This is a genomic window from Rhizobium sp. NPDC090279 (assembly GCF_044769665.1).
Lineage (GTDB): Bacteria > Pseudomonadota > Alphaproteobacteria > Rhizobiales > Rhizobiaceae > Rhizobium.
In genome coordinates this window covers 61,903-81,937 of the sequence record NZ_JBIVYI010000005.1, presented here as the reverse complement: position 1 = coordinate 81,937, position 20,035 = coordinate 61,903, and the positions used below count along the sequence as shown (strand labels likewise).

Annotated in this window: 22 protein-coding genes; 11 read left to right on the top strand and 11 right to left on the bottom strand. The window is 61.1% G+C overall.

What is annotated here, in order from left to right; translation table 11 throughout:
- Positions 1-2: 2 nt before the first annotated feature.
- Positions 3-347 (bottom strand): nuclear transport factor 2 family protein, encoded by a 345-nt coding sequence (locus ACIQWP_RS13605; RefSeq protein WP_402787832.1) that lies wholly within the window; start codon positions 345-347, stop codon positions 3-5.
- Between the two features lie 178 nt (positions 348-525).
- On the opposite strand from ACIQWP_RS13605, the gene ACIQWP_RS13600 reads away from it, so the two are divergent.
- The 3 genes from ACIQWP_RS13600 (at position 526) to ACIQWP_RS13590 (ending at position 3,362) form a co-directional block, all read left to right on the top strand.
- Entirely contained in the window at positions 526-1,341 is an 816-nt protein-coding gene (locus tag ACIQWP_RS13600; protein ID WP_402787829.1) for a helix-turn-helix domain-containing protein, read from the top strand.
- 108 nt (positions 1,342-1,449) lie between these two features.
- Entirely contained in the window at positions 1,450-2,136 is a 687-nt protein-coding gene (locus ACIQWP_RS13595; protein WP_402787826.1) for a YbhB/YbcL family Raf kinase inhibitor-like protein, read from the top strand.
- Complete coding sequence (locus ACIQWP_RS13590; RefSeq protein ID WP_402787823.1) at positions 2,133-3,362, top strand: MFS transporter; 1,230 nt, start codon at positions 2,133-2,135, stop codon at positions 3,360-3,362. The genes ACIQWP_RS13595 and ACIQWP_RS13590 overlap by 4 nt, the downstream gene beginning before the upstream one ends.
- A gap of 15 nt (positions 3,363-3,377) precedes the next feature.
- Here ACIQWP_RS13590 and ACIQWP_RS13585 read toward each other — a convergent pair whose 3' ends face one another.
- Positions 3,378-3,803, bottom strand: a complete 426-nt coding sequence (locus tag ACIQWP_RS13585; RefSeq protein WP_402787820.1) for a hypothetical protein — start codon at positions 3,801-3,803, stop codon at positions 3,378-3,380.
- A gap of 194 nt (positions 3,804-3,997) precedes the next feature.
- On the opposite strand from ACIQWP_RS13585, the gene ACIQWP_RS13580 reads away from it, so the two are divergent.
- Complete coding sequence (locus ACIQWP_RS13580; RefSeq protein ID WP_402787817.1) at positions 3,998-4,537, top strand: GNAT family N-acetyltransferase; 540 nt, start codon at positions 3,998-4,000, stop codon at positions 4,535-4,537.
- 28 nt (positions 4,538-4,565) lie between these two features.
- On the opposite strand, the gene ACIQWP_RS13575 is transcribed toward ACIQWP_RS13580, so the two are convergent.
- Positions 4,566-5,453, bottom strand: coding sequence for a branched-chain amino acid aminotransferase (locus tag ACIQWP_RS13575; protein WP_402787814.1), 888 nt, complete (start codon positions 5,451-5,453; stop codon positions 4,566-4,568).
- Positions 5,454-5,762: 309 nt separating this feature from the next.
- Here ACIQWP_RS13575 and ACIQWP_RS13570 point away from each other — a divergent pair, with 309 nt between their 5' ends.
- The 4 genes from ACIQWP_RS13570 to zwf all read left to right on the top strand — a co-directional run bounded on the left by ACIQWP_RS13570 (position 5,763) and on the right by zwf (position 11,176).
- Positions 5,763-6,803 carry a zinc-dependent alcohol dehydrogenase family protein gene (locus ACIQWP_RS13570; RefSeq protein ID WP_402787811.1) on the top strand — a complete coding sequence of 347 codons (1,041 nt, stop codon included), beginning with the start codon at positions 5,763-5,765 and terminating at the stop codon, positions 6,801-6,803.
- A gap of 335 nt (positions 6,804-7,138) precedes the next feature.
- Positions 7,139-8,698: a TerC family protein gene (locus ACIQWP_RS13565; RefSeq protein WP_402787808.1), complete on the top strand. Its 1,560-nt coding sequence runs from the start codon at positions 7,139-7,141 to the stop codon at positions 8,696-8,698.
- A gap of 15 nt (positions 8,699-8,713) precedes the next feature.
- Positions 8,714-9,484, top strand: coding sequence for a trans-aconitate 2-methyltransferase (tam, locus tag ACIQWP_RS13560; RefSeq protein WP_402787805.1), 771 nt, complete (start codon positions 8,714-8,716; stop codon positions 9,482-9,484).
- Positions 9,485-9,655: 171 nt separating this feature from the next.
- Positions 9,656-11,176 carry a glucose-6-phosphate dehydrogenase gene (gene zwf, locus ACIQWP_RS13555; protein WP_402787802.1) on the top strand — a complete coding sequence of 507 codons (1,521 nt, stop codon included), beginning with the start codon at positions 9,656-9,658 and terminating at the stop codon, positions 11,174-11,176.
- A gap of 98 nt (positions 11,177-11,274) precedes the next feature.
- Here the strand turns inward: zwf and ACIQWP_RS13550 are convergent, their stop codons facing one another.
- Positions 11,275-11,673 (bottom strand): hypothetical protein, encoded by a 399-nt coding sequence (locus tag ACIQWP_RS13550; protein WP_402787799.1) that lies wholly within the window; start codon positions 11,671-11,673, stop codon positions 11,275-11,277.
- Between the two features lie 328 nt (positions 11,674-12,001).
- Here ACIQWP_RS13550 and ACIQWP_RS13545 point away from each other — a divergent pair, with 328 nt between their 5' ends.
- Positions 12,002-13,528 carry a helicase HerA-like C-terminal domain-containing protein gene (locus ACIQWP_RS13545; protein ID WP_402787796.1) on the top strand — a complete coding sequence of 509 codons (1,527 nt, stop codon included), beginning with the start codon at positions 12,002-12,004 and terminating at the stop codon, positions 13,526-13,528.
- Positions 13,529-13,656: 128 nt separating this feature from the next.
- On the opposite strand, the gene ACIQWP_RS13540 is transcribed toward ACIQWP_RS13545, so the two are convergent.
- On the bottom strand, positions 13,657-14,433 hold the full coding sequence (locus tag ACIQWP_RS13540) for a VOC family protein (protein ID WP_402787793.1): 777 nt from the start codon (positions 14,431-14,433) through the stop codon (positions 13,657-13,659).
- A gap of 218 nt (positions 14,434-14,651) precedes the next feature.
- Entirely contained in the window at positions 14,652-15,377 is a 726-nt protein-coding gene (locus ACIQWP_RS13535; protein WP_402787790.1) for a DUF899 domain-containing protein, read from the bottom strand.
- 71 nt (positions 15,378-15,448) lie between these two features.
- Here ACIQWP_RS13535 and ACIQWP_RS13530 point away from each other — a divergent pair, with 71 nt between their 5' ends.
- A complete protein-coding gene (locus ACIQWP_RS13530; RefSeq protein ID WP_402787787.1) occupies positions 15,449-15,895 on the top strand; it encodes a MarR family winged helix-turn-helix transcriptional regulator in 447 nt (148 codons plus the stop codon).
- On the opposite strand, the gene ACIQWP_RS13525 is transcribed toward ACIQWP_RS13530, so the two are convergent.
- From ACIQWP_RS13525 to ACIQWP_RS13515, 3 genes are all read right to left on the bottom strand, one after another.
- Positions 15,882-16,652, bottom strand: coding sequence for an RES family NAD+ phosphorylase (locus tag ACIQWP_RS13525; protein WP_402787784.1), 771 nt, complete (start codon positions 16,650-16,652; stop codon positions 15,882-15,884). The two genes, ACIQWP_RS13530 and ACIQWP_RS13525, sit on opposite strands and share 14 nt — an antisense overlap.
- Positions 16,612-16,995: an antitoxin Xre/MbcA/ParS toxin-binding domain-containing protein gene (locus tag ACIQWP_RS13520; RefSeq protein ID WP_402787781.1), complete on the bottom strand. Its 384-nt coding sequence runs from the start codon at positions 16,993-16,995 to the stop codon at positions 16,612-16,614. Before ACIQWP_RS13520 ends, ACIQWP_RS13525 begins: the two co-directional genes overlap by 41 nt.
- Positions 16,996-17,126: 131 nt before the next feature.
- Positions 17,127-17,549: an organic hydroperoxide resistance protein gene (locus ACIQWP_RS13515; protein WP_106997273.1), complete on the bottom strand. Its 423-nt coding sequence runs from the start codon at positions 17,547-17,549 to the stop codon at positions 17,127-17,129.
- A 131-nt stretch (positions 17,550-17,680) separates the two neighbouring features.
- Here ACIQWP_RS13515 and ACIQWP_RS13510 point away from each other — a divergent pair, with 131 nt between their 5' ends.
- Positions 17,681-18,145 carry a MarR family winged helix-turn-helix transcriptional regulator gene (locus tag ACIQWP_RS13510; RefSeq protein WP_402787776.1) on the top strand — a complete coding sequence of 155 codons (465 nt, stop codon included), beginning with the start codon at positions 17,681-17,683 and terminating at the stop codon, positions 18,143-18,145.
- 87 nt (positions 18,146-18,232) lie between these two features.
- Here ACIQWP_RS13510 and ACIQWP_RS13505 read toward each other — a convergent pair whose 3' ends face one another.
- Positions 18,233-18,964 carry a L,D-transpeptidase family protein gene (locus ACIQWP_RS13505; RefSeq protein ID WP_402787773.1) on the bottom strand — a complete coding sequence of 244 codons (732 nt, stop codon included), beginning with the start codon at positions 18,962-18,964 and terminating at the stop codon, positions 18,233-18,235.
- Positions 18,965-19,125: 161 nt separating this feature from the next.
- The gene (locus tag ACIQWP_RS13500) at positions 19,126-19,929 is read right to left on the bottom strand and encodes a L,D-transpeptidase (protein ID WP_402788719.1); all 804 of its coding nucleotides are present in this window, start codon (positions 19,927-19,929) and stop codon (positions 19,126-19,128) included.
- Between the last annotated feature and the right edge of the window lie 106 nt (positions 19,930-20,035).

Genomic DNA, 20,035 nt, shown 5'->3' with positions numbered 1-20,035 from the left:
GGTCAGAGATTCCGCCCGAAATAGACATTGACTTCGGCGATGCGGTCGCCGGCAAAGCGGATCAGCTCGACATTGCGAAAGCTGCCGCCATCCATCTTCTCGGCGCGATAACCGACGATCACGTCGTCGCCATCGGCGACGAGATGTTCGATGCGAATGTCGCGAAAGAGCTTCTCCTTCGGCCAACAATGCTCGAAGTACCGTTTCTTATCAATATGATCGTCGCGCGGGCTGGAAAAGGTGAAATCCGAGGTCAGCATCGGATCGGCGATGTCGGGATGTTGCGCGACATAGGCTGCAAACAGGCGCTTGACCGTATCGCAACGGGCATTTTCGAGAGCGTTCATGATGTGCCTCCTCTTTCTCGGCAAAGCGACTTCCACGATCCGACCACAAACCGATTGCAAAATGCAATCGGAAAATAACATAAGGCAGGCGAACCAACAAGGCGCTTTGCGGGCTTGGCATCGTCATTCGTGTGGTTCAAACTCCTCGAACATACCCAATCAGCAGGAAGCCATCGCAGTGTCCGAGGCTCATCACCACATGTTGGAAAAGCTGCGCCGCCTGGCGGCGAAGGATAATCGCCCGACGGTCTCGCCGAGCGGCATCGGCAGCTATTCCACGCTCTTCACCTTCGTCACCCGAGAGCGCGAGCGCATTGCCGGCTCGGCCTTCTCACAGGTTTCAATCGTCGCCGTGCTCGAAGGTTCCAAGGAAATCGTCAGCATGGGGCGCCAACGGCATTTTTCAGCCGGCACGGTGATCGTGCTGCCGGCCGGCTGGAGCGGCGATGTCGTCAATGATCCAGATCCGCAGACCGGCGTTTACCGGGCGATCTTCATCACCTTTCCCGAGGAGCTGACGCGGCGGGCAGCGAAAGCCTTTCCGCCTGCGCAAATCGCGTCACAGGCAGACCTACCGCTCGATCCACTGCTGGCGGCCACAATCAACCATGCGGGTGAAGGCATTGCCGGCGGCAACATGCCGATCCCTTTGATCGAACACAGGCTTCTCGAAATCCTCTTGGTGCTCGGCATGCGCGGCGCCCTGCCCGGTTCGCCCGAGACAACCGCCGAGGCGGTGCGTGCGCTGGTGCGCTGGCAGCCGGATCGCCCCTGGACGGCCGATCTCATCGCCGCAGAACTCGGCACCAGCAATGCGACGCTGCGCCGGCGCCTGTCGCGCGAAGGTGCCTCGCTGCGGGACGTGCTGGCGAGCGAGCGCGTGGCGCTGGCGACGACCCTTCTTGCCGAGGACGGACTTTCGCTGCGCGAAGCCGCCCTTGCCACGGGCTATCGCTCGCCGCGGCGCTTCGCCGATCGACTTCGCAGCGCGTGAGCGTTTGCGACCGCATTTTGAGCGTTTGCGTGCGCAGACGCTCGACCCGAATTTGTTAGATCCTGCCCTCGAAGGCTCACAGGGGCCGCAATACGAAAGGGCAACATCATGAAAACCATGCTCAAAGTTCTGAACGTCATCGTCATCGCAACAGCCATCGCCACGCCGGCGCTATCGGCCGATCTCAAAGTGGCGTTCGCGAAGAGCAACGGCCGGATGCTGCTGCCGGAAAACGCTTCCTGCATTTCGACATCATCAGACAAATCGGCACCCGGACCGAACAAAAGCCTTGCTGTATCCTGGTCGAAGGGGCCGAAGGGAACGCGTTCCTATGCGCTGACCATGGTCGACCCCGACGTTCCGACGGATTTCTCGCTCTTCAACAAGGCCGACAAGACCATTCCGAAGGATTTCAAGCGGATGGAATTCGTCCACTGGGTGCTGGCCGATATCCCGGCGTCGCGCACCAGCCTTGCCGAAGGCACCGACGGAAACGGGCCCTCGGCCAATGGCCTGCCGCTTGAGCGCACTGCCTATGGGCGACGCGGCCAGAACGGCGCCGGCGGCGGCAACTTGAAGGACGGGCCGCATGGCGGTTACATGGGCGCCTGCCCGCCCTGGAATGACGCGCGCATCCACAGCTATCACGTCACCGTCTACGCGCTGGATGTCGATCGGCTGAACCTTCCGGACCTCTTCACCCGCGCCGACCTCATCGCCGCCGCGAAGGGTCATATCCTGGCATCGGGTAACCGGGAACTGTTTTACACATTGAATGCAAAGGCCGAGAAATGACCGAGACCAGATGGGATGCAGCAGCGCCGGCCGAGCCGGAAACCGCACATTGGATGCGAAATCTGATCATCTGCCTCGTCGGCTCGTTCACGACGATCGTGGCGATGACGCTACTGCTCCCCTTCCTGCCGCTCTATGTCGAGGAGCTTGGCGTCAGCGATAAAGCCGCGATCGTGCAATGGTCCGGCATCGCCTATGGCGCCACCTTCTTTGCCGCCGCCTTCGTCGCCCCAATCTGGGGGCGGCTCGGCGATATCTACGGCCGCAAGCTGATGCTGATCCGCGCCAGCCTCGGCATGACGATCGCCATCTCGCTGATGGGCATGGCCGGCAATGTCTGGGAGTTGGTCGCGCTGCGTCTGTTCACTGGCCTTGCCGGCGGCTATGCCTCGGGATCGATGGTGCTGGTGGCGGCGCAGACGCCGAAGCATCGCTCCGCCTGGGCGCTCGGCACGCTGTCGGCCGGCATCATGGCCGGCAATCTCGTCGGACCGCTTATCGGCGGCGCGCTGCCGCCGCTGATCGGCATTCGCGGCACGTTCCTGCTGGCCGGCGGCGTGATCTTCTTCACCTTCCTGGCAACGACCTTCCTGATCAAGGAGGAGAAATCCACCGCGCGGAAGAAGGCAGCGAAGGCAAGCGGCAGCTGGGCCTCCATCCCGGACAAGCGCCCGGTCATCGCCATGCTGTCGCTCGGCCTGTTGCTGATGCTGGCCAACATGTCGATCGAGCCGATCATCACCGTCTATGTCGCCCAGTTCGTCAACGACGCTAACGTGACGATGGTCTCCGGCGTCGTCATGGCGGCGGCAGCGCTCGGCAGCATCCTGTCGGCCTCTTGGCTCGGCAAGCTCGCCGACCGCATCGGCCACTGGAGCGTCATCATGGCCGCTCTGGCCGTCGCCGCGCTGTTGCTGATCCCGCAGGCTTTCGTGACCTCGGCTTGGCAGTTGATCGGCTTGCGCTTCCTGATGGGCGTGGCGCTCGGTGGTCTTCTGCCCTGCATTACCGCCGTCATCCGGCACAATGTTCCCGATGCGGCGACGGGCAGTATCCTCGGCCTTTCCATCTCGTCGCAATATGTCGGCCAGGTGGCAGGCCCTGTCATGGGCGGCTTCGTCGGCGGCCATATCGGCATGCGCTACGTGTTTCTCGGAACCTGCGTGCTGCTGGCGCTCGGCGCCGTCTATTGCTGGTGGGTCAGCCCGAAGAAGGAAGCGGAGTAGTCTCTCCAGCAAAAATCAGCGCAGAGCCAATCCTCGCCGCATATGGTTGGGAGAGAGCCGCGACAGTTCGTGAAATTCATTCCGGTAGGAATCTTTCGTCCATCTCCAGGCCTCTTGGATCTCGTACTCTCGATTATAGAGTATCCAAATGAGTTGGTCCCATTCATAGTTGCGTGCCTTGGGAACCATGGTGACGAAACTTCCCGGCTTTCCGCTGGGGCGGTTTGCCTTGATTTGATATCGCTCTCCATTGAAGGTGAAATCAAAACCCCGACGAACAGCACCGGCGAGCCCCATGGATGCTCCGTAGTCGGATTCTGATATTCCAAGCAACGTTACCGCTGCATCATACTCGGAAATTGCCGACGTGATTGATGGGGCAATTCCATATGCGCCTTGCCAAGCCAAGGCGACCCGAACAAGTTCATCGCGGAGCGTCATCGGCAGCTTCCTCGTAAACCGCAAGTTAATCTGTATGCAAACATTCGCATATACATAAAGGAAAGACCACTCATACCGTCGGCGTTGCCGTTGCGCACAACTCGCGAAAGCGACCGTCACTATTTTACCAAATCATGTTGAGCTCAAACGCCTTTTGATATTCTCTCACCATTGGCAGTTGTGGAGATATCTCTATGGCGCTTCCAAGCTTCGAAACCGAGCGACTGGTCCTCCTTCCCCGCACCATGGCCGACCTTGGCGACTGCATCGCCATGGATCGTGATCCGGAAGTGACGCGCTTCATTCCAGGCCCGTGGCACGATGCGGAGGCGCACCGGACCTTCGTGAAAGGTCGGATCGAAGCGGATTTCGGCGACGGGTTGGGTTACTGGTCGATCCGCGCCCGCGAGAATCGCGCGCAATTCCTCGGCTGGATATTGCTGATACCCGCCGATGCCATCGGGCCCGACATCGAGATCGGGTGGCGGTTGAACAGGCTTGCCTGGGGCAAGGGCTATGCGACAGAAGCGGCAAAGCCCGTTCTCGCCCATGCCTTCCAGACGCTCGAACTCGACCGCGTCATCGCCGATATCGCCCCCGGCAACGCGGCATCCATCCGCGTCGCGCAGAAGCTCGGCCTCTCACAGCCGCGCCGGACCACCTATCACGATGAGCCCTTTGCCTCCTACAGCATGACGAGGACCGCCTTCGAAGCCGATACCGCGAAGCAGTGATCCCATTGCCTCGGCGGTCGATAGCAACTCACTCTTCGCTGGCGCTGCGGCCGTGTGCCCAACTCATGTAGAGTTCCAGCGCCTTGCGGGCGACCGGCCCTTCCTGGAATTCGCGACCATCGAGACGGTTGACGCTGACGACCTTGGAATAGTTGCCGGTCGTGAAAATCTCGTCTGCCGCCATGAACTGTTCGACGGAGAGGGTTTCCTCGCGGACATCGAAGCCTTCCCGGCGCAGCAGGCCGATGACGCGGGCGCGCGTGATGCCGGCGAGGAAGGTGCGGTTGGCGACAGGCGTATAGACGATGCCGTCCTTGACCATGAAGACGTTGGAGGATGCCGTCTCGACGACATTGCCGTTCATGTCGCGCACCAGCGCATTGTTGAAGCCGCGACCCCTCGCTTCGAGGATCATACGACCGCTATTCGGATAGAGCGAACCGGCCTTGGCATCAGTCATCGCCGTTTCCGGCGACGGGCGGCGGAAGGGCGAGACGGTGAGCGTGATGCCGCCGGTGCCGCCAAGCGGCGCTTCGAACAGGCAGAGGGCAAAGCGCGTCGATTCCGCATCGACCGCGACGACGCTGCCCGGCGAACCATGCTCGCCCCAATACATCGGCTTGATGTAGATCGGGGTCTTGCCGTCGAATTTCTTGATGCCTTCCCACGCGAGCGCCGCGATTTCCTCCGAGGTCTTGACCGGCTTCAGGCCCATGGCAGCGGCCGAGCGATTGATGCGCTGGCAATGGAGATCGAGATCGGGGGCGATACCATCGAACCAGCGTGCGCCGTCGAACACCGTCGAACCAAGCCACATGGCGTGCGAGGTCGGCCCGATCAGCGGCGGATTGCCGGAAAGCCATTCGCCTTCGACATGGGTCCAGGTGGCGGTGCGGGGCGAAGTATCGACAGTCATGGTGGTTTCCTCTCTTAAAGCGGTTCAGTTTTTCACGGGATCTCTGAACCGCTCCAGCTCTTTGTTTTCACGCAATTCCGGACGGAAAACCGCTGCGCACTCTTCCTGAAATTGCTCTAGTGGCGATGAGCAAATAACCGCACAATCACAGGGTCAAGCAGAAACTGCGCGACAGAATTCATTTGCAACAAAGCGCCCGATACCGCATTCATAACGCAATTTTCATGCGCCGAAACAACAACTTGACGAATGGGTCCATCAGGAAAAATGATGGGCTGCAGCGATCGTCAGGAAATAGCGAGAACTCACATGAAAGCCATGTATTACGAGGCCTTCGAGGCGACCCCCGAAATCCGCACCTTGGCCGACCCGACACCGGGCGAGGACGGCGTGGTCATCGCGGTCGGCGCGAGCGGGCTCTGCCGCAGCGATTGGCATGGCTGGATGGGTCACGACCCGGATATCAGGCTACCGCATGTGCCGGGACATGAGCTGGCCGGCAAGGTCGTCGCGACCGGTCGCGGCGTGGTGCGCTTCAAGGTCGGCGATCGCGTCACCGTCCCCTTCGTCTCCGGCTGCGGCCATTGCGCCGAATGCCATTCCGGCAACCAGCAGGTCTGCCCGAGCCAGTTCCAGCCCGGCTTCACCCATTGGGGTTCCTTCGCCGAATATGTCGCCATCGACTATGCCGACACCAATCTCGTCCACCTGCCTGAGACGGTCGATGACGCGACGGCGGCAAGCCTCGGCTGCCGCTTCGCCACTTCCTTCCGTGCCGTCGCCGACCAGGCGAAGACGCGGCCGGGCGAATGGATCGCCGTGCATGGCTGCGGCGGCGTCGGCCTGTCGGCGATCATGATCGCCAGCGCGCTCGGCGCCAATGCCATCGCCATCGACATTTCCGACGAAAAGCTCGCCTTTGCCCGCGAGTGCGGGGCAGTGGCAACGATCAATGCGGCTGAGGTCGCCGATGTGGCGGAGGCAGTGCGCGAGATCACCAAGGGCGGCGCCCATGTGTCGATCGATGCGCTCGGCCATCCAACGACGTGCTTCAACTCCATCAGGAATCTGCGCCGGCGCGGCCGGCACGTGCAGGTCGGCCTGATGCTCGGCGAGCATGCGATGCCACAGATTCCCATGGGGCAGGTCATCGGCCACGAGCTGGAAATCTATGGCAGCCACGGCATGCAGGCCTGGCGCTACGATGCCATGCTCGACATGCTCGCCGCCGGCAAGATCGCGCCGCAGAAGCTGATCGGCCGCAGGATTAGCCTTGAGGAGGCCGTCCCGGCGCTGATGTCACTCGACAAGGCCGAGGGCAAGGGCATCAGCGTCATCACACAATTTTGAACGCTGGCAGCCTCGACGAAGAAATCCCAATAGTTGCTCGCATCGCCCGCCTCAACCGGGCGATGCGGAGACATTTTCGAAAAACTGTCATGCAATCCGGATAGACTGATTTATCCGATGCCCTTGCGCAAATCTCATTTCGTGTCCAGATTGCCGCCCATGCCCGAAAGCGAGCCTTATAGTTCCTGCTCCCGGAAAGCCGGCCCGACAAATAACGATCCGGATAGCGACGGCTGTATAAGCCGCGCGGCGGCAATGACGCGCGGCATCTCACCCGACAAACAGAAGGAAAGAATTGGCAGGCCCATTACGGCCGGCGCCAAGCTTGCACATTAATGATCTTCGACTGGCTATCCGACCCTTCCGCCTGGATCGGCCTTGCTACCCTGATCGTTCTCGAGATTGTTCTCGGTATCGACAATCTCGTCTTCATCGCGATTCTGGCCGACAAGCTGCCGCCGCATCAGCGTGATGCCGCGCGCATGATCGGCCTGGCGCTGGCGCTCATCATCCGCCTTGCGCTGCTTACCTCCATTGCCTGGATCGTGACGCTGACCACGCCGCTGGTGTCCATCTGGGGCTTCAGCCTGTCCGGCCGCGACCTCATTCTGATCTTCGGCGGCCTGTTCCTCCTGTTCAAGGGCACGATGGAACTGCACGAGCGACTGGAAGGACATGAGGCGCAAGGTGAAAAGAAGCTGGTTCACGCCGTCTTCTGGCAGGTGATCGTGCAGATCGTCGTGCTTGATGCCATCTTCTCGCTCGACAGCGTCATCACCGCTGTCGGTATGGTGCAGGAGCTTTCGATCATGATGGTTGCCGTCATCTTCGCGGTCGGCGTCATGCTGTTCCTGTCGAAGCCGCTGATGGCCTTCGTCTCGAAGCACCCGACCGTCGTCATCCTCTGCCTCGGCTTCCTGATGATGATCGGCTTCTCGCTTATCGTCGAAGGCTTCGGCTTCCATGTGCCGAAGGGCTATCTCTATGCGGCAATCGGTTTCTCGATCATCATCGAAACGCTGAACCAGCTCGCGCGGCGCAATAAGGAGCGGCTGATCACGCCGACCAATATCCGCAATCGCACCGCCAATGCCGTTCTCGGCCTGCTCGGTGCGAAAAGGCCGCAGAGTCCGCTCGGCGAAGTGACCGAGCGGACGGCGGAAGAGACGGTAAACGAGGCAGTCTTCTCGACAGAAGAGAAGGAGATGATCCACGGCGTGCTGACGCTGGCGGAGCGCTCGGCCCGTTCGATCATGACACCCCGCACCGATATCGTCTGGCTCGATCTCGATAAGCCGCGCGAGGAGCAACAGCGCTGCGTCATCGAGATCGGCCACTCGCGTTTTCCGGTCGTGCGCGGCAGCCTCGACGATTTCGTCGGCATCGCCAGCGCGCGCGACGTCTTGCGCGACCTCACGCAGAAGGGCGAAATCGACCTGGAACGCTCGATCCGCCAGCCGCTCGCCGTGCATGAGAGTATCAATGTGCTGAAGCTGATGGAGCGGCTGCGTCAGGCAAACCAGGCCATGGCGCTGGTGCTCGACGAATATGGCGAAATCGAAGGCCTGGTGACGACGACGGACCTCTTCGAAGCCATCGCCGGCGAATTCCCCGACGAGGACAACGAACCGCTGACGATCGACAAGGGCGAGGACGGATCACTGACCGTCGACGGCTGGATCGACATTCGCCGTCTGTCGAAACTGGTCGGCATCGATCTCGTCGACGAGACCGATCGTTATTCGACGCTTGCCGGTTTCATCCTGTGGGGTCTCGGCCATCTGCCGCACGAGGGCGAGCGCTTCAACTCCGGCCGGCTCGCCTTTGAAGTGGTCAAGCTCAATGGCCGAAATATCGACAAGGTCCGGATTCAACCGCTGGAATATGCAATCTAGGAAGAGGATACGCTCATGGCATGGTCTGCCGGCCAATATGTGAAATTCGAGGATGAACGCACGCGCCCGGCGCGCGACTTGCTGGCGCAGGTGCCGCTGGAGCGCGTCGAGCGGGCGATCGACCTCGGTTGCGGACCCGGCAATTCGACTGAGCTGATCGTCGAGCGATACGGCGCCGCCGGCGTCTCCGGCCTCGACAGCGACGACAACATGCTGGAGGCCGCGCGCAAGCGCATGCCCGGCACGAGTTTCGTCAAGGCCGATCTTGCCGCATGGCGGCCCGAACAAGCGGCGGATCTGCTCTTTGCCAACGCCGTGTTTCAATGGCTGCCGAACCATCTCGACATTCTCGATGAGCTGATGGACGGGCTGACGCCCGGCGGCGTGCTTGCCGTGCAGATGCCCGACAATCTGACCGAGCAGAGCCATATGATGATGGAGGAGACCGCAAGGAACGGCCCGTGGAGCGATGCCTTCGCCAGGAAGAGCGTACGGCGCAATCCGCTGCCGACACCGTCCGTCTATTACAACAGGCTGATCGGCAAGTCACAGCGCGTCGACATCTGGCACACCAACTACAATCACGCGCTGGAGAATGCGGCTGCCATCGTCGAATGGGTGAAGGCCACGGGCCTGCGCCCCTATCTCGACCATGCCGGCGCCGAGCATCGCGATGCCTTCGCCGCCGAATATCTGAAGCATATCGAGAAAGCCTATCCGCCGCTCGTCGACGGCAAGGTGCTGTTGCGCTTCCCGCGGCTCTTCCTGGTCGCCGTGAAGAAATAGACTAATGCCGATCCCGAAATCCAAGCCGACGGCGGTGCGTCGATCCCATCGACAACCGGCGTCGGCACGCGCTAGAACATGGCAAGCCAAAGCTGAAACAGCAACAGCTCCGAGGAGATAGTCGATGTCGTCCAGAAGCCCCGAGTATGGCCGCCAGAAGGAGATGCGCTCATGACCACCCCCGACGTCGCACCGGCCCCGCCGCTGACATTCGTGATCTTCGGCGCCGCCGGCGATCTCACCCGGCGTCTGCTGATCCCGACGCTGATCAACATGACCCGCAGCGGGCTGATCGGAGAGGACCTGCATATCCTCGGTATCGGCATCGAGACCGGCGGCGTCGACATGCTGCTGGAACGGCTGGAATCATTCCTGAAAACCTCCGGCGACATGGACGATCCGGAGCGGCAGGCGGCATGGCAGAGCCTGCGCAAGCGCATCAGCTACATTTCCGGCGATTTCACCCAGAATGGCGTCTACAAGGAGATCTCGGATTATCTCTCGCATGCGGCAAGCGCCAACGCGGCCTTCTATTTCGCCGTGCCGCCGCGCTTCTTCGGCGATATCGCCGAGAAGCTTTCTGAAAACGGCCTGATGAACGAGGCGACCGGCGCCTTCCGCCGTATCGCGATCGAAAAGCCCTTCGGCAACGATCTCGCCTCGGCGCAGGCGCTGAACGCCCGGCTGCTGAACCACACGCACGAAAGCCAGATCTACCGCATCGACCATTTCCTCGGCAAGGAAACGGTGCAGAACATCATGACGACGCGCTTCGCCAACATGATGATCGAGGCCCTGTGGAACAACAACTATATCGACCACGTACAGATCACGGCGGCCGAACTGGTCGACGTCGGCACGCGCGGCAAATTCTACGACGCGACCGGCGCGCTTCGCGACATGGTGCCGAACCATCTCTTCCAGCTGCTGGCCATGGTGGCGATGGAGCCGCCGAACAGCTTCGACGCGGAATCGATCCGCAACGAAAAAGGCAAGGTGCTGAAAGCCCTGCGCGCATATTCGCGTGAGGAAGCAGTCCAAAACGGCGTGCGTGGTGCCTATACCGCAGGCCCGATCGCCGGCAGGGATCTGCCAGCCTTTACCGAGACCGCCGACGTCGCACCCGACAGCAACACCGAAACCTTCGTGGCGCTGAAGCTCTTCGTCGATACCTGGCGCTGGGCCGGCGTGCCCTTCTACCTGCGCACCGGCAAGGCGATGAAGGCGCGCGATACGGAAGTGGTCATCACCTTCCGCCAGGTGCCCTTCGCGCAATTCCCGCGCCACGGCGCCCAGCCCGCGCTGCCGCCAAACAGGCTCGTCATCCAGGTGCAGCCCGACGAGGGACTGGACATGGAAATCTCGATCAAATCGCCGGGTCTGGTACTGAAAACCGCGCCGGTCTCACTCGACTTCCGCTATGCCGACAACTTCGACATCGGCAAGCAGACCGGCTATGAAAGCCTGTTCTACGAACTCTTCGTCGGCGACCAGACCCTGTTCCAGCGCGCCGACGGCATCGAAGCCGGCTGGGCGGCCGTGCAGCCCTTCCTCGATCTCTGGGCAGAGGGTGGCAAGCCCGATCCCTACGCCCCCGGCAGCACCGGCCCGGCCTCCGCCGACGACCTCATCGAACGCGACGGCCGCAAATGGCATCAGCTCAACGGGACGTCGAGCGGCAAGAAGGTCTAGGACCGGAAAGGGCCGGTATCGGCGGATACCGCCCCTTCCCATCAACAAAAAGCCCCGCGAGATCGTCGCGGGGCTTTTTGTTGTCAAAACAACAGCGCCTAGACGAACTGGCTCAGGCCTGGAACGGAATTCACGACTTCGTCGACGACGTCGTTGCCGGCATATTGGCGGGCTGTCGCGACCGTTTCCTTGGCGAGCGAGGAAATCTCGCCCATGCTGAGGCCACTGCTCATCAGCTGCTGGCCGAGGCCCATGACGCCGCCGCCGGCACCGACCGCGCTCAACAGGCCGCCGAGGAGGCCGCCGCCGCCCGATGCCTGATCGCCGCCGTACTGGGCGACGAGATCGGTTGCGCCCGGGAACGATTCGATCATCTTCGTAACGGGGCCATCCGGAGCCTCGCGCTGCAGGAAGCTGAGAATCATGCCGACGGCCTTCTCCGCGAGGTCGGGAGCGATGCCGGCTTTGGTCGCGATCTGATCAATAACTTCGTTCACTGTGGCCTCCTGCCTTTACGACGTTAACGTCAACGTAACTGAATGAAGCAACCGGCACAAGCCGCGCCGGAGGTCAACATTCTACCAGAAGCGGAACCTTGACGCGAATGGTTGTCCCTCTTCATGTGAGTTCTTATAACAGTGTCAGGACAAATCGATGAACGGCCCTGGCAGCCCTTAAAAGCTGCTGTGCCGCCGCACTAGAACCGGATGACTTTGGATCGAAACGATCCAAAGTCATCCGGTTCTAGAATCAAATAGGTAGAGCATGATGTCGTCCGAAAACCGGTGACACTTTTCGGCATCATGCTCTAAGGGAGACGACACCATGCCGCAGCAGGATGGACAGATTTTCGTCGGCGCAAGCCGCAATCCGGACGAAAGCATCAACAAGGACGAGTTCCTGACGCTGAAATTCGGCAACCGCCACGGCCTCGTTACCGGCGCGACCGGCACCGGCAAGACGGTGACGCTGCAGGTGCTGGCGGAAGGGTTTTCCAAGGCCGGCGTGCCCGTCTTCTGCGCCGATATCAAGGGCGATCTTTCCGGCATCGCGGTCAAGGGCGAGGCCAAGGATTTCCTGCTCAAGCGGGCCGAGGAAATCGGCCTGAAGCCCTATGAGTTCGAGCAATTTCCGGTGATCTTCTGGGACATCTACGGTGAAAAAGGCCATCGCGCGCGCGCCACCGTCGCCGAGATGGGGCCCCTGCTGCTTGCCCGGCTGATGGATGCCTCGGAGGCGCAGGAAGGCGTGCTCAACATCGCCTTCAAGATCGCCGATGAACACGGCCTGGCGCTGCTCGACTTCAAGGACTTCCAGGCACTGCTGAACTACATGGGTGAAAACGCCAGCGAGCTTTCCAGCAAATACGGCCTGATCTCCAAAACCTCGGTAGGTTCGTTGCAGCGATCGCTTCTGGTGCTGGAGCAGCAGGGCGCGGAAAACTTCTTCGGCGAGCCGGCGTTGAAAATCTCCGACATCATGCGCGTCAACAACAACGGCTATGGGCAGGTGTCGGTGCTTGCCGCCGACAAGCTGATGATGAACCCACGGCTCTACGCCACGTTCCTGCTGTGGCTGTTGTCCGAGCTCTTCGAAGAACTGCCCGAAGTCGGCGACCCTGAAAAGCCGAAGCTGGTCTTCTTCTTCGACGAGGCGCATCTGCTCTTCAACGACGCGCCGAAGGTGCTGATCGAGCGCGTCGAGCAGGTCGTGCGCCTGATCCGCTCCAAGGGCGTCGGCGTCTATTTCGTCACGCAAAACCCGCTCGACGTGCCGGAAACGGTGCTGGCGCAGCTCGGCAACCGCGTGCAGCATGCGCTGCGCGCCTATACGCCACGCGAACAGAAGGCGGTGCAGACAGCCGCCGAGACGTTCCGGCCGAACCCGGCCTTCAAGACTGCCGATGTCATCACCACGCTCGGCACTGGCGAGGCGCTGGTGTCGATGCTCGAAGGCAAGGGCGCGCCGTCAATCGTCGAGCGTACCCTGATCCGGCCGCCGTCCGGCCGCATCGGCCCCCTGACCGATGCCGAGCGCCAGGCCATCATCAATGCCAGCCCGGTCGCCGGCGTCTACGACCAGACCATCGATCGTGAATCCGCCTACGAGATCCTCGCCGCGCGCGCCGGCAAGGCGGCCGATCAGGCGGCGACCAAGGAAGATAGCTCCAGCACCGGCGGCTGGACGCTTCCCGGTTTTGGCGGCGGCGATAGCAAACCTGCAGCTCGCGGCCGCTCCGGCTATCAGCGCGAGACGATCCTGGAAGCGACGATGAAAAGCATGGCACGCACGGTGGCGACGCAAGTCGGGCGTGCCCTAGTTCGAGGAATTCTCGGCAGCCTGAAGCGGTAGAAGATCACCCTCCCCTCGAGGGGGGAGGTCGCGGCAAAGCCGCGGGTGGGGGTGACACGCCGCAAACTTGGAGATCACCCCACCCCGGCCCTACGGGCCGACCCTCCCCCTCAAGGGGAGGGTGAACATCAGCGTACCGGCGCGACCAGCGAGAAGAACGCTCCCTGCGGGTCGGTGGCCTGGACGATCCAGCTGCCGCCGGGAACTTCCATAGGACCATTGACGATGCTGCCGCCGCCTTCGGTGATGCGGGTGATCGCCGCGTCGATTGACGGGACATTGATGTAGAAGTTCCAGGCAGCCACGGGCATTTCCGCCGGCTTGGTCATGATGCCGCCGAAATCCCGGTCGCCGATCTTGAAGATCTTGTACTTGCCCATCGGCCCCATATCGAAATCGGAGCTCAGCTCCCAGCCGAACATTTCGCTATAGAAATCGAAGGCCTTCGGGCCATCGCCGGAATAAAGTTCATGCCAGCCGAAATAGCCTGGGGTAGCGGGGGCCGCAGGCTCCCAATCCTGGCCCGGCAGAGGCGTGAACAGGCAGAAGGCGGCGCCATAGGGGTCGGAGACGACGGAAAATCTGCCCACGCCTGGAATATCCATGGGCTCGCGATAGATCTTGCCGCCCTTGCCAACGACCGCCCTGGTCGCTTCATCGACATTGGGAACGCCGATATAGCCGGTCCAGCAGGGCGGTGTGCCCATGGCCTTCGCCTCTTCCGGCAGGATCATCAAGCCGGCAACGGGGCCTGCCCCGGCGCTGAAGAGCGTGTAATCCATCCCGACTTCGGGCATGCCGGCATCCGCCGCATCCCAGCCGACGACCTTGGTATAGAAAGCTTCAGCCGCCTTCATGTCCGACGTCATCAGCTCGTACCAGACAAAATATCCCTTCTCAGCCATAGCATCGCTCTCCCTATTTTGATTGTTGCAGTCACCCGTCCCGTCCTGAGCCGGATATCGGCGCAGGCATATCATGGCCGATGAAAATGACGGCCGAACGATGGTCGATCGCTTGGTCCGTAGGTCCCCGGCAGGCAAGCACTGGCTTTGCCTAGACACAAAACGCAGAATCTCGCCCGCTGTTCCCCACGGCGCAAGTTCTGCGGCTTCACCATACATCAATGGCAGCAGGACTGCGCCTTCGGCGCATCCTCATATTCGTCATGACGGCGAACGAAGTGCATCGTGCTGTCTTCGTTACGCCCCTTCGGAGCACGGTCGAGGATCATCAGCGTGCCGATCAATTCCTCGGGACCTCGGGCATAGCTCGAATAGGTATGGAAGACATTGCCGGCCTCGTCCTTGTAGAAGGCGCTGAGGCCAGGAAGCTCATCAAATCCCTCGGCCGCATCCATCGGCGTGAAATTGTAAAAGACCTTTTCCCCGGCGAGTTCCTCCTTCGAGAAGGAGACGTGATAATCGAAGTTGAAGTCGTTGGCGAAAGACGACACCCAAGGGAAACCCCAGCCCATGCGCTTCTTATAGGCTTCCACCTTCTCCAGCGGCGCGCGGGACACGGCGACCAGCGTGACATCATGGTGATTGAGATGCGGCAGCGCTCCATCGAAATGATCGGCAAGGAACGAGCAGCCGGTACAGCCGGCATCCCAATCCGGGCCGAGCATGAAGTGATAGACGATGAGCTGGCTGCGGCCAGCGAAGAGATCGGCAAGCGATTTCTTGCCGGTGGGCGTATCGAAGACATAGTCCTTATCGACCTGCACCCACGGCAAAGCGAGGCGTTCCGCATTGACGCGATCGCGCAGATGCGTAGCCTCCTTCTCACTGACGAGCAGTTGACGGCGAGCCTCCAGCCACACGTCCCTGGAAACGACCTGGTTCATTGTCCGCGCCCTCCTCCGGCGTTTTAATTCCCAAATCTTGACAAATACATTGATATCAATATTAATAAATCATGTCAAACGCAGTCGAAATCCCCTTTGAAACGACACTGTTAGTGCGCGACACCTGCCTGTGTCTGCATGTCCAGCGAGCGGCTCGTGCGCTTGCCCGTCGTTTTGACGAGGCGCTGCGGCCGTTTGGGCTCACCAACGGCCAGTTCTCCCTGATGATGTCGCTGAACAGGCCCGCGCCGGCGTCCATGGGATCTGTAACGGCTTTGCTGGCAATGGACCAGACGACGCTGACGGCGGCGTTGAAGCCGTTGGAGCGGCGTGGATGGGTGAGCATCGTGCCCAATCCGAGAGATCGCCGCGCCCGCCTCATCAGCCTCACGCCCTCGGGCAAGGCAGCACTCGCCGCCGCCGTGCCGATCTGGAAGACGACGCATGCGACCCTCGAGGAGCGGTTGCCCGACGGCAATGGCGACCGCCTGCGCAGCGATCTTGCTATTCTGCTTTGAACTGCAGCTCCGACAGTCGGGGATCGCCCTCGAAATCCCGCCTTTCGAAGCCGATTCGGCGCCGGGGAAATTCGCACAGCGCCTGCACGCCGACGCGCGACAGCCGAATGCGCCAGGTCTGGCGCTCGACGGGGTCGCGGACAGAAAAGGCCTTGGCCGTGAGCAACGCGATGTTCCGGCCACCGTTTGGGTCCCGGACGGAGCGATAGAGGATTGCCTCTATGCCGCCGGTGCGCGCCGCTTCGGCAAGCGACTGGCAGGCCTCGTAGTTGACAGGATCGGTCCATAGCTGCCGATCGCGGTCCATGGGAGGCGCCGTCAGATCGATCGTCGCCTTCGTCGCAACCGCGGCGGCAAAAGCGGTATATTCCGCGGCATTGGCGGGCAGCGGCGTATCGGGAGAATCGCGAAAGAAGAGCAGCCTGTAGAAGCTCATCTCCGCCAGCGCCGTTTCCACCTGCTCGGAGGCGTAGAAAACGCCGAGCGTGCGGCCGGCGCGGCGGAAACGGGAGCCGTGGGGATAGATCGCCCCATAGCGAAAGGGCGTCGCAAGCAGATAGTCGAGCCCGGCGCATTCCGGCGGCAGAACCGGCTTGCTTTCCTCCAGGATGTTTTCGAGAAGAGCCTGCTCCTCCAGCGTATCGACAAGCTTCAGCGTCGAAACCTGATGCTGCGATTCCACCAGTCGCCAATATTGGCCGGAAATGGCCCTTGTCTCAGACGAGAGCGCGGCGGGCGTCCAGATAGGCAAGGACATCGGTCAAACCGGAAATTGAAGTGATCTTGTCGATGGGGGCTGCGGCAAAGGCGAGATTGCCGTTGCGCAGCCATTGGCGCGCCACAGCCTCGTCACCACCGACGATGGCATCGAGCGAACGAAAGAGACGAACGAGAAGCACGGCAAGCTCGAAGGGCTTGCTATCGCGCTCCAGCAGATGATCCTGCCGCTTCATGCGCGATACCGTAGCTTCCGACACGCCGATGATGGCCGCGAGGATGCGGGCATTCAATCCCAGCCGTTCGGCGGCACTGACGACGGCCTTGGTGATGACGAGCGCTTCGCCGGGCATCGGCTGGCCTATTGCCTGGGCTTTTATCATGACTATTTCCTTTCCTAAGAAAAGATATAGCATTTTTCTTGCGAAAGAAAAGGAGCGGCAGATAAAACTGCCGCTCCTTTTCAATATATCTCACATATCCGATCTTCGATCGGCCGGTGACGCGCTTCGCGTCAGACAACAGCAACCGGCACTTCGGTCGAGGTGCGCATGGCGTGGCTGTAGGGGCATACGATGTGCGCGGCGGCGGCAAGCTTTTCAGCCTCGGCCTTGTCCATGCCGGGGATGTGAACAGCCAAGGACACTTCGATGCCGAAGCCGGTGCCGTCTGCGCGCGGGCCGATGCCGACGGTCGCCGTGACCTTTGCGTCTTCCGGAATCTTGACCTTCTGCTGGCCTGCGACAAATTTCAAAGCACCCAGGAAGCAGGCGGAATAACCGGCTGCAAAGAGCTGCTCCGGATTGGTGCCGGTGGCGCCGTCGCCGCCGAGTTCCTTCGGCACGGTCAACGTGACGTCGAGGACGCCGTTTTCGGAAGCCGCATGGCCGGCGCGGCCACCGGTGGCGGAAGCTTTGGTCGTATAAAGAATAGGCATGTCATGTCTCCCTTCGGTTGGATGGATTTTATATACATCACGATTTAATCGTGCGCAATAGATATTTTGCGATTTGATTTCACAAAATGAATTTGTGAGAATGCCGACAACAAGAAAATGGCGGAGCAGCAATGACAGACAAGCCGGATGGAAACCTTTCGATCCCGGACGAAGAAAAATGGCTGGAACGGCAGCTTTGCTTTGCCGTCTACAGCGCCGCACACGCCTTCAATCGCGCCTACAAGCCGATCCTGGACCGCGTCGGCCTCACCTATCCGCAATATCTCGTCATGCTCGTGCTGTGGGAAAAGGGCTGCCTGCCGGTCAAGACCATCGGCGAAAAGCTCGATCTCGATTCCGGCACGCTGTCGCCGCTTCTGAAGCGGCTCGAACAGGCCGGCCTGATCAGCCGCACCCGCGATCCGAAAGACGAGCGCCAGGTCATTATTTCGCTGACGGAGAAGGGCATGGGCATGAAGTGTCAGGTCGGCACGATCATGGACGCCATCGGCCAGGCAACCGGCTGCGACATGACCGAAATCGCCAGCCTGCGCGACCAGCTGCAGCAGCTGAAGGTCAATTTGACAACGGATTAACGCCGGCTTCAGGACGCCGGATGCTTCCGATAAAGACAACAAACAAAAAGGGCGCCAACGGCGCCCTCTCTTTGCGATGATGCGATATCAGGCCGTGACCAGGATCGGCGCGCGCTCGGGAACGCGATCATAGAGATCGATGACATCCTGGTTCAGGAGACGAACACAGCCGGAGGAAACAGCCTTGCCGATGGAGCGCCAGTCGGGATTGCCGTGCAGGCGATAGAGCGAATCCTGCTTGTCCTCGAAAATGTAAAGCGCGCGGGCGCCGAGCGGATTCATCAAGCCCGGGCTCATGCCGCCATTGGCGATGGAGTATTTGACGAGTTCCGGCTGACGCGCGACCATCTCATCCGGCGGGTTCCAGCGCGGCCACTTCTTGCGCCACTGGATGATGCCGCGGCCCTGCCAGGCAAATCCCTCGCGGCCGACGCCGATCCCGTAGCGCATCGCCGTGCCACCCTGCTCGGTGACGTAGAGCATCCGCTGCGTGGTGTTGACGATCACGCTACCCGGCGCCTCGCCCGTGGGATCGACCACCCGCTGACGGTAGAAGCGCGGGTCGATCTGCTTGTACGGAACCGCCGGAATCACAAAACCGCCATCCTCGACGGACGCGTAGATTACCGCCGGATCGGGTTGCTCGCCATCATAGCTGGAGAACCAAGTACGAAACGGCCTCGGCGAACCGGTATATTGAACCGGACTGACGACGGGGCCGTTATCGATGGTGGAGGCACAGCTGGCAAGCGTCGAAACGGCGCCAAGACCAGCAAGAGCGAGGAAATTACGTCGTGATAAGGGTGAAGGAAGGCTCATGTCGACAGCATAGTTCCTTTTGTGGAGGAAGCGATAACCCGTAGCCACAGGCTGATTCGGTTCCCCGAGAGGTTCGCAGAGACAGACGCAAAACTAAAGAGCGCCGACCACCCCGACTATCGCACTTATGCAACATCACGAAAATTTGTGGTAAAATACCGCTACAGAACGACGATTTCTGCCTTTTCGGGCACCCGGTTGTAGAGATCCATCACGTCCTGGTTGAGCATACGCACACACCCCGAGGATGCGGCCTTGCCGATCGACTGCCAATCCGGCGTGCCGTGAACCCGATAAAGCGTATCGCGGCCGTTCTGATAGATGTAGAGCGCCCGCGCGCCAAGTGGGTTGGTCGGCCCTGGATTCATGCCGCCACGCTCGGCCGAAAGCGGCCGGATCTGCGGGTCGCGCGCCACCATTTCGGCCGGCGGCGTCCAGCGCGGCCATTTCTGCTTCCACTGGATCACACCTCTGCCATGCCAGGCATATCCCGCCGCGCCGAGGCCGACGCCGTAGCGCATGGCCTTGCCGCCCGGCTCGATGAAATAGAGGAAATGGCTTCGCGTATCGACGACGATGGTGCCGGGGCGCTCGTTGGTCTGGTAATCCACTTCCTGCCGCAGAAAGCGCGAATCGATGCGCTTGTAGGGAATGGCCGGCAGCGTGAAATCATCTTCGCTGCGCTGCGCATACATGGCCTGATGCACCGGATTGAAGGTCGGCAGGCCGTAGGTCTGATGGAACTGCGTCTGGAAAAGATCGCGTGCCTGCGGCACCGGCTGGACCGGCAGGCGCTTTACCCTATTCGGATCGATACCCTCCGGACGATAGAAGACCGGCGTGGTCTCCTGCACGAACCGATCCGGGTCGGTCGCGCCGGTATCGGGAATGATGCTGCAGGCAGACAGAGCCGCCAAGGCGGTCGCGGCAAGCAGGTGTCGGGAGGCGGGCAGCAGATCAGCCATCATCGGAAACCAGTTGGAACATATCGGATCGGCCGCATAATGACCGCCGCGGCTGGAGCGAGGCTGGCGTCGATCGCCAAGATGGCGCCAATGAAGATATTGCACG